Origin of the sequence: Cognatishimia maritima (assembly GCF_900129685.1) — a bacterium.
Classification (GTDB): Bacteria; Pseudomonadota; Alphaproteobacteria; order Rhodobacterales; family Rhodobacteraceae; genus Cognatishimia; species Cognatishimia maritima.
This window is the reverse complement of the sequence record NZ_FQWM01000004.1, coordinates 258040-265382: the sequence shown is the minus strand read 5'-3', so window position 1 is coordinate 265382 and position 7343 is coordinate 258040. Positions and strand designations below refer to the sequence as shown.

Here is a 7343-nt window from a genome sequence, read left to right as displayed (position 1 = left end):
CATTGCTTTAGGCCCGCGAAGAACTGGGTGGCCTTTTTTAAGATCTCCCTCTCCTCCTTCAGGAGCCGTATCTCGCGCCGGAGTCGATCATTCTCTTTGGCGATATCCAAATCCTCTTTCGACACCACATCCGTGTCTCGGTGCGCCGTGATCCATTTGTTCAGCGTCGACATACCAACACCCAGATCGTCAGCAACCTGCTTGCGCGTCAGCCCACTGGTTAACGCGATGCGCACCGCATCTTTGCGGAATTCGTCCGTCCGTTTCAGTCCCATAGTTCGTCTCCTTTGCTGCAGTAAATGCTATCAAAGGAGCGGCATCAAACCGTGACAGGTCCACACCCACCGCCCCAAAATGTCATACTAGCCTGCCCGGCTTAACCTGATGCGGGTTTCAATAGATCATCATACAATTCGCAAAGGTTTACTCTTTAAGAAGATCTACTACGAAGTCCATGTGACCGTCGCCTTTACCCATGAAGAGAAACAGATCATCCGGGGAAGAGGACTGCTTAAAACTAAACTAGTGGATCGTCGTCCGGCGACAGCGAGGGTCGATGATCGGGACGAACAGTTTGAGCTGCGCGTCGAGCATCTGGTTGATGGCAAGACGGATCAGTTCCTTTGCGCAACACCATCGCAATCGAAAATCTATGAAGAGGAGCTTCTGGTTGTTTTGGAGCAGATGAAACGTTGGTTGGATGACAATGCAGAAACCGGCACCCGCACTGTGGTTGAATTCTAATGCGTAAGACGGTGACAGACGATTTCTTCAGCGGGTATGCGGCATTGGTTATCGTTGCGGGCTTTCTCACCCTAGCGATCATCATCACGCCGCTGCTGATGCTCGGCGCTGCGCTCTACATCGGTGTGCGTCTTTATCGTGAAAGCCCACGACGCTTGGAGCGTCTGGCCAAAGAAGAGACGGATATTCTCTATCGTCACGCGCTCGCTGGAAACGTTCAATTGACGGACGATGAGATTGACGCTGCGCTTTCTCAGCATTGGTCGCCGGACATACCCAGTGCGCTAAGTGTACAGCTTCTGGAAATCGGCCGTGCTCTCTTTGAAGGCGAAGATCTCATGCCGGATATCCCACCCCCTCCGGCGCTGTGCAATACGGTGGAAGGCGCGCGCTATCGAGACAAGCTCGCCCGTATCGGACAGGCGCGCAGCGACCGCGTTATGGTCATGTCCGCCTTAGACGCGATATCCCACAGCCTCGCAACCATAGCGAATGCAGTACCTCAGATTGACGGTGACCTCCTGGTGGAGGTCACCCAGTTCATGCAGCCACTCGGTAAGTCCGTTGAAGAGGTCATCGCGCCCTTCTTTCAGGACAATGACTACAACCACTTCAAAGCCCTGCGTGAGCAACTGGATGGCAATCTCCACAGAACGCACAAAACTCAGCCGGTCTTCCCTCGTGATTGCAAGGCCGACGATGTTGTTGATACCTATCTGGCTGGCACGCTTCTGAAAGACCTCTTCCACCTTAAGACGCCCTTCACGATCCCAGAGAAAAGCCGGTTTGAGCACACGCATATCTTGGCAGGTTCCGGGCATGGTAAGACACAGACGCTGCGGTACTTCATTGCAAGAGATCTGGAAGAGGTCGCGCAGCACGACAAATCGGTCATTGTGATCGACAGTCAGGGGGATCTCATCAACACGATCCTCAAAGCAAAGACCGTACCGGCTGACAGAATTGTTCTGATTGATGCCGAATATATCGGCTTTCCCGTGAGTTTGAATTTGTTCTCTGTCGGCCAGGATCGGCTGGCGAACTACGGCGACTTGGAGAAAGAACGCCTCACGAACTCCATCATTGAGCTTTATGACTTTGTGCTGGGGTCGCTTCTGTCGGCGGGCATGACGGCCAAGCAGAGCGTTGTTTTCCGCTATGTAACGCGATTGATGTTCCATATTCCGGGCGCAACCATCCACACGCTGCGTGATCTGATGGAACCAGGTGGCACCGAGAAGTATCGCGCGCACATCGAAAAGCTCGAAGGCACGCCGCGCCGGTTCTTTGAGACGGAATTTGATGGCAAAGAATTTACCAACACAAAGACGCAGGTTTTGCGCCGCCTCTATGGCATTTTGGAAAACCAGACTTTTGAGCGCATGTTCTCAAACCCAGTCTCAAAGTTTGACATGTTTACAGAAATGAATTCGAGCAAGCTCATTCTGATCAACACATCAAAGAGCCTGCTGAAGGAACAAGGCACGGAGGTCTTTGGGCGCTTCTTTATTGCGCTTATCGCTCAGGCTGCTCAGGAACGCGCCACACTGCCTGACTATGACCGTCTGCCAGTCATGGTCTACGTGGATGAAGCGCAGGATTACTTTGATCAGAACATCGGACTTATTCTGAGCCAGGCCCGCAAATACAAGGTTGGCATGATCATGGCCCACCAATACTTAGGACAGCTCTCAAACGGGCTTCAGGAGGCTTTTGACGCCAATACATCGATTAAACTCGCAGGTGGCGTCTCAGCACGGGATTCTAGAGCGCTTGCGGGCCAGATGTCATCAAGTGCGGAAGACATTCATGACAAACCCAAAGGAACATTTGCCACCTATGTGCGAGGACTGACAAAGCGCGCGGTACCGGTGAGTTTTCCGTTCTTTGTGCTTGAGAACCTGCCACGGGCGTCAAAAGATGAGATTGAAGAAATCCGCGAACACAGCAGAAAAGCTTACGCTGATCCATTGCAGAAGCTGATCCATTGCAGAAAAAGTCTGAACATAGCGAGCCACCGGAGAACGAGGATCCGAAAAAAGACGATGGAAATCAAGATGATGACCCAACATCTCGTTCTCCGGAGCTCTGATTTTTGCTATTCTCAACAGCATGACAAAGCTGGATACACTGGGTAGATCAACATTCCATCACATAGCGCCTCAACGTGGTGTGAAACCGACAGAGCGGGAGCTACGTTGGTTCAAACACATGGCTTGTCACCGGCCACAGTCCTCGCAGTATCTCTATGAGCTGACCCGCGATACGCATCGATGCAAAGACACGGCATTGCGCCAAATGCAGAAGCTCCGTGCAGGTGACTTCTTGCGATTGCCAACACAGCAGCGCGCGACTGAAGGGGCTGGTTTTAATCCCTACATTTACGATCTGAAGATTGCGGCTGAGGATCATCTCTATGAAGCCGGTGAACTTGAATCCACGGTGCGCCCGACGGGCCATTGGTGGCATAGCTACGCAACTTCCTGTGTGACAAGCTCCATGGACATCGCTGCTGCCAGACGTGGTGTGGCGTATATTCCGGCGCATCAGATCTTGGCCAAGCGCGACGCGTCATTGGCCATCAAGACCAACCGCTGGACACTCATTCCTGATCAGCTCTTTGCGCTGAATTATGGTCGCAGCTTTCGGGCCTTCATGTTGGAGGTCGACCGGGGGACAGAACCTCTGAGATCAATCGAGCAGTACGCTGCGCTGATAGAGCAGAGTGGCCATCAAGCGCATTATGGTCTGAAGGCCAATATGCTGATCCTTTGGGTCTTCCAAAGTCAGAGGCGGCAAGATGCGTTTTTGGACCTGCTGCAGGCCCAATCTGAAAAGGTACAGCAGTCCATTCTGAGCAAGACGGTTCGGTTTGAAGTGCTGGCAAAGCAGCCGGATGCTTCTCTCTTTGAGCAAGCCTGGAAGCGCTCGGGGGCATCAAGCGTAAGCATCAATTCCTAAGAACCGCATAATCGGGTGACCAGATAGTGCACATCTGGCCACCCAGCTCCTATGCAGGAGTGTCGGGCGGGGTTTCCCGGTCAGCCAAGCGTTGTTTAAGCCAGTCCAATACTTCTGCTTCTACCCATCCCACCCTGTTCGGGCCCAGCTGTACCCGCATTGGGAATAGGCCTGCCTTTTCCAAGCGTGCGATGTGTTGCGGCGCATAAAGGACCAACTCCTTTAGCTGACGTTTCGATAAAATCCTCATCACGATTTCTCCAAGAATGAAGAGCATCGCGATGCCCAAGGTTACGACAATACCTAGGCAAAGATAACGTAGCAGCCCGTCCTGATTTTGACGATGGGGCTACTTTTCGTTCTCGGCGGGTTCGATTGATAGTACCAATGCGCAAAGTGGCCAAATTCAGAGCCTATTGCGAGCCTAAACAAAAAGCCAAATCTGTAAGTCTTTGATTTAATGGTGCCCGGGGGCGGAATCGAACCACCGACACGAGGATTTTCAATCCACTGCTCTACCCCTGAGCTACCCGGGCACGGGTGAGTGATCTGTCACTCGGGTTTGCGCGTTCTATGTCAGGGTCGCGATGGTGTCCAGAGGGATTTTGCAGAAATCAGTGCAGCGGGTCGTCTTTTTTTGCCGCGCTTGTTTGGGCTTCTGAGAGGGCCGCGTCCAAGGCTTCGTCGTCAACGGCCGGGGTGCTGTATTCTTCATTAAACCATTTACTTAGGTCGATGTCGGCGCAGCGTTTTGAGCAGAACGGGCGGTACGCTTTGACCGTGTCTTTCTGGCAAATCGGGCAGGCCATGGTCAGTGTCCTGCAAAGGGCAAGCGATCTCGTTTGCGTTGCAACTCAAAATGCCCAAGCGGCGTCCAGCCAGCCATTACAGTTTCCACGCCATCCGCTTTCAGTGCCGCGCGCAGCGTGCTTTCAAAAATCCGGCGGTCTTTCTTGGGCATCGGGGCAACATCAAGGGTGATTTGCCCACCCAATCCACGCAATCGCAATTGACGTGGCAAGTCCTTGGCCGCAGCAAGATTGGCCTGCAGGGCCGCTGCAGGCGAGGTATCGGCACCAGTGTTCACATCGACGGCAACAAGGGCGCGTGTGGGTTCGACGAACATGTAAGCCCCGTTTCCGAGCGCAACACGTGGCGATTTGAGTTCTTCCAATGCATCCAGCACTCCGTGCGTATCGAAAGACCCAGCGACGGTCACGACCTCAGCAGGATCAATCCATTCGCGCCATGCAAGAACATGCGGGCCGTCGCCTTCGGCCAGGGTTTCAGCAGCGCCTTCGGTTTCCGCCATCACCGTCCGCGCCATGTCTTCCATGGCTGCGATGTCTTCGGCGATTTCGTCCACCTCTTCCGGCGTACAGCACGAGCGCAGGATCAGGCCCATGTCGCCCTCTTGCATCACGCCATGGGCGATGCCCTTCAGCGTATCGCGCAGATCGTCGTCTTTGATCGAGCGGCTGACGTTGAGCCCTGGCGCGTCGGGGGTGACAATGGCGTAGCGGCTTTTGAACAGGATCTTCTGTGTCACCGGTATGGCCTTGCCGTCTTCAGCGTAGCCAGTCACCTGCACGAGCAGGGATTGCCCGGGCGAAAGCCCTTTGACTTGCCGCAGGAACACTTTGCCATCCGGGGTCGACAGGAACATCCCCCCCTGCCCTTTCATCGGGCGGTCGGCAATGGCGCGATAGATCGTGCCCGGACGCGGAGCGTCTGCATCGACCAGAACGTCATGGAGTTTACCATCCACCATCAGAGCGGCGGCCTCTCGGCCATTTAGGTGATCAAGAATGATCTGACGGCCTTTCATGGCGTCTCCTTATAGAGCGGGTAGCCCGCTGCGGTCAGCAGCGCGGCGGTCTCGGCAAGTGGCAGGCCGACTATACCTGTGAACGAGCCACTGATCCATGGAATGAACGCGCCGGCTGGGCCTTGGATGGCATAGCCGCCTGCTTTGCCCTCCCAGTCGCCGGTCGACAGATAGAAATTCAACTCGTCATCCGATAGCCGTTTCATTTTGGCTTGGCTGACCACATCGCGTTGCCAAACACGGTCACCGCGTTTGAGTGCCACAGAGGTGATGATCCGGTGACGGCGCCCCCCAAGGGCGATCAGAAACGCGGCGGCTTCGCCCGCGTCTGCAGGTTTTCCCATAATCCGCCGCCCCAGCGCGACGGTGGTATCGGCGCACAAAACAATGTCGTTGTCATCGGCCTGAACAGCCGCAACTTTTTCGCGCGCGATGCGGCTACAATAGTCTTTGGGAAGTTCGCCATTCAAAGGCGTTTCATCAATATCAGGGGGGCGAATGTCATCCGCCACCACCCCGATTTGTGCCAGCAATTCGCGACGCCTTGGGCTGCCTGAACCGAGGATCAGTTTCATGTCACCAAACCTGCAGACGGCCGCAATAGCCGGATTACTTGAAGCGATAGTTGATCCGACCTTTGGTCAGATCGTAAGGCGTCATTTCGACTTGTACCTTGTCGCCTGCGAGAACACGAATGCGGTTCTTACGCATCTTACCTGCCGTATGTGCGATGATTTCATGGCCGTTTTCCAGCTCGACCCGAAACGTCGCATTTGGCAGGAGTTCCTTTACGACACCGGGAAATTCGAGCAGTTCTTCCTTGGCCATGGTTTCTCCTTCGCAAAATACCCACTCACTGTGGGCGGCCCCTTAAATGGGGGCAAATGTGACATTATACAAGGCTTATTCTACCCCAAGCGCGCTTTTCTGACCATCGCAAGACGGTCTTGTTGCTCGTCCCAGTGACGACGGTTCAGAACGGCACCATCTTGGCGGACGGCAGCGACCAAAGCGGGGTCAACTTCGGCGTAGGTCCACTGCGCTCGGTTCAAAGGGCCTTCGGCCAAAACACCGGAGGGGGGAAAGCCTTTGTCGGGCGGACAAAACACACCACCCGCCCCAACGTTTTCATCTACGGCAGGGGACCACGGCGCATCGCCGACGGTTGAAGCCAAGACTGTCACACATTGCTGTTCCAACGCGCGCGCCATCGCGCCTATTCTGACACGCCAATAGCCTGAAAGCGCATCCGTGCAGGACGGCACGAGGATGATATCACACTCTGCCAGCGCCCTCCCGAGTAGCGGAAATTCGCAGTCATAACAGATCAAGATGCCAACGCGTCCCAAGGTAGTTTCGATAACCTGCAAGGGATCGCCCGGCGCGATGTCCCATTGTTCACGTTCAAACCGCGTCATGATCTGCTTGTCCTGGACGACCACATCCCCTGTAGGGCCAAAAAACCGGCTTCGGTTGACCGGTCGCCCGCTGTCTTGCGCAACAGGGGCCGAGGCCGCGAGAATGTGCAACCCATGCTTCTGCGCGAGGTTTTTGTGTAGTTGGTCGACCGCAGGGATATGTTCGGACACCACATGAATGGACCGTTCCAAATCCCCCGCAGCCTCTGTGCCGCCCAAAGACGCGAGTTCCATCGCGCCATATTCGGGGAACACCAAAAGGTCAGCGCCTTGACCGGCAGCAACGTCGACCCATCGGCTGATCTTGTCTTCATAGGCGGCCCAACTATCAAGCCAGTCGATCGGATAGGCGGCGGTTGCAATTTTCATCTGGAACTTTGCTTTGCAAGGGT

At 54.8% G+C, this 7343-nt stretch carries 9 protein-coding genes, 1 tRNA gene and 1 pseudogene; 3 read left to right on the top strand and 8 right to left on the bottom strand.

Annotated features, from left to right (window positions below; genetic code table 11):
- Window positions 1–275, bottom strand: a pseudogene (locus BUA39_RS11185) (transposase); the annotation flags it as partial.
- A gap of 109 nt (window positions 276–384) precedes the next feature.
- Here BUA39_RS11185 and BUA39_RS11180 point away from each other — a divergent pair.
- Genes BUA39_RS11180 through BUA39_RS11170 form a run of 3 tightly spaced genes read left to right on the top strand, consistent with a single transcriptional unit; the run spans window position 385 to window position 3705 of the window.
- Complete coding sequence (locus tag BUA39_RS11180) at window positions 385–744, top strand: hypothetical protein (RefSeq protein ID WP_072793283.1); 360 nt, start codon at window positions 385–387, stop codon at window positions 742–744.
- Window positions 744–2882, top strand: a complete 2139-nt coding sequence (locus BUA39_RS11175) for a type IV secretory system conjugative DNA transfer family protein (RefSeq protein WP_072793282.1) — start codon at window positions 744–746, stop codon at window positions 2880–2882. The genes BUA39_RS11180 and BUA39_RS11175 overlap by 1 nt, the downstream gene beginning before the upstream one ends.
- Window positions 2857–3705 (top strand): replication-relaxation family protein, encoded by an 849-nt coding sequence (locus BUA39_RS11170; protein WP_072793281.1) that lies wholly within the window; start codon window positions 2857–2859, stop codon window positions 3703–3705. Before BUA39_RS11175 ends, BUA39_RS11170 begins: the two co-directional genes overlap by 26 nt.
- A 49-nt stretch (window positions 3706–3754) precedes the next feature.
- Here BUA39_RS11170 and BUA39_RS11165 read toward each other — a convergent pair whose 3' ends face one another.
- The 7 genes from BUA39_RS11165 to BUA39_RS11135 form a co-directional block, all read right to left on the bottom strand.
- On the bottom strand, window positions 3755–3955 hold the full coding sequence (locus BUA39_RS11165; protein WP_072793280.1) for a helix-turn-helix transcriptional regulator: 201 nt from the start codon (window positions 3953–3955) through the stop codon (window positions 3755–3757).
- 211 nt (window positions 3956–4166) lie between these two features.
- A tRNA-Phe gene (locus BUA39_RS11160) sits at window positions 4167–4241 on the bottom strand.
- Window positions 4242–4319: 78 nt separating this feature from the next.
- Window positions 4320–4514 carry a DNA gyrase inhibitor YacG gene (locus BUA39_RS11155; RefSeq protein WP_072793279.1) on the bottom strand — a complete coding sequence of 65 codons (195 nt, stop codon included), beginning with the start codon at window positions 4512–4514 and terminating at the stop codon, window positions 4320–4322.
- A 2-nt stretch (window positions 4515–4516) separates the two neighbouring features.
- On the bottom strand, window positions 4517–5533 hold the full coding sequence (locus BUA39_RS11150; protein ID WP_072793278.1) for a ribonuclease E/G: 1017 nt from the start codon (window positions 5531–5533) through the stop codon (window positions 4517–4519).
- Window positions 5530–6108 (bottom strand): Maf family protein, encoded by a 579-nt coding sequence (locus tag BUA39_RS11145; RefSeq protein ID WP_072793277.1) that lies wholly within the window; start codon window positions 6106–6108, stop codon window positions 5530–5532. Before BUA39_RS11145 ends, BUA39_RS11150 begins: the two co-directional genes overlap by 4 nt.
- A 34-nt stretch (window positions 6109–6142) precedes the next feature.
- Complete coding sequence (infA, locus tag BUA39_RS11140) at window positions 6143–6361, bottom strand: translation initiation factor IF-1 (RefSeq protein ID WP_007205486.1); 219 nt, start codon at window positions 6359–6361, stop codon at window positions 6143–6145.
- A gap of 80 nt (window positions 6362–6441) precedes the next feature.
- Entirely contained in the window at window positions 6442–7320 is an 879-nt protein-coding gene (locus BUA39_RS11135) for a carbon-nitrogen hydrolase family protein (RefSeq protein WP_072793276.1), read from the bottom strand.
- Window positions 7321–7343 lie beyond the last annotated feature (23 nt).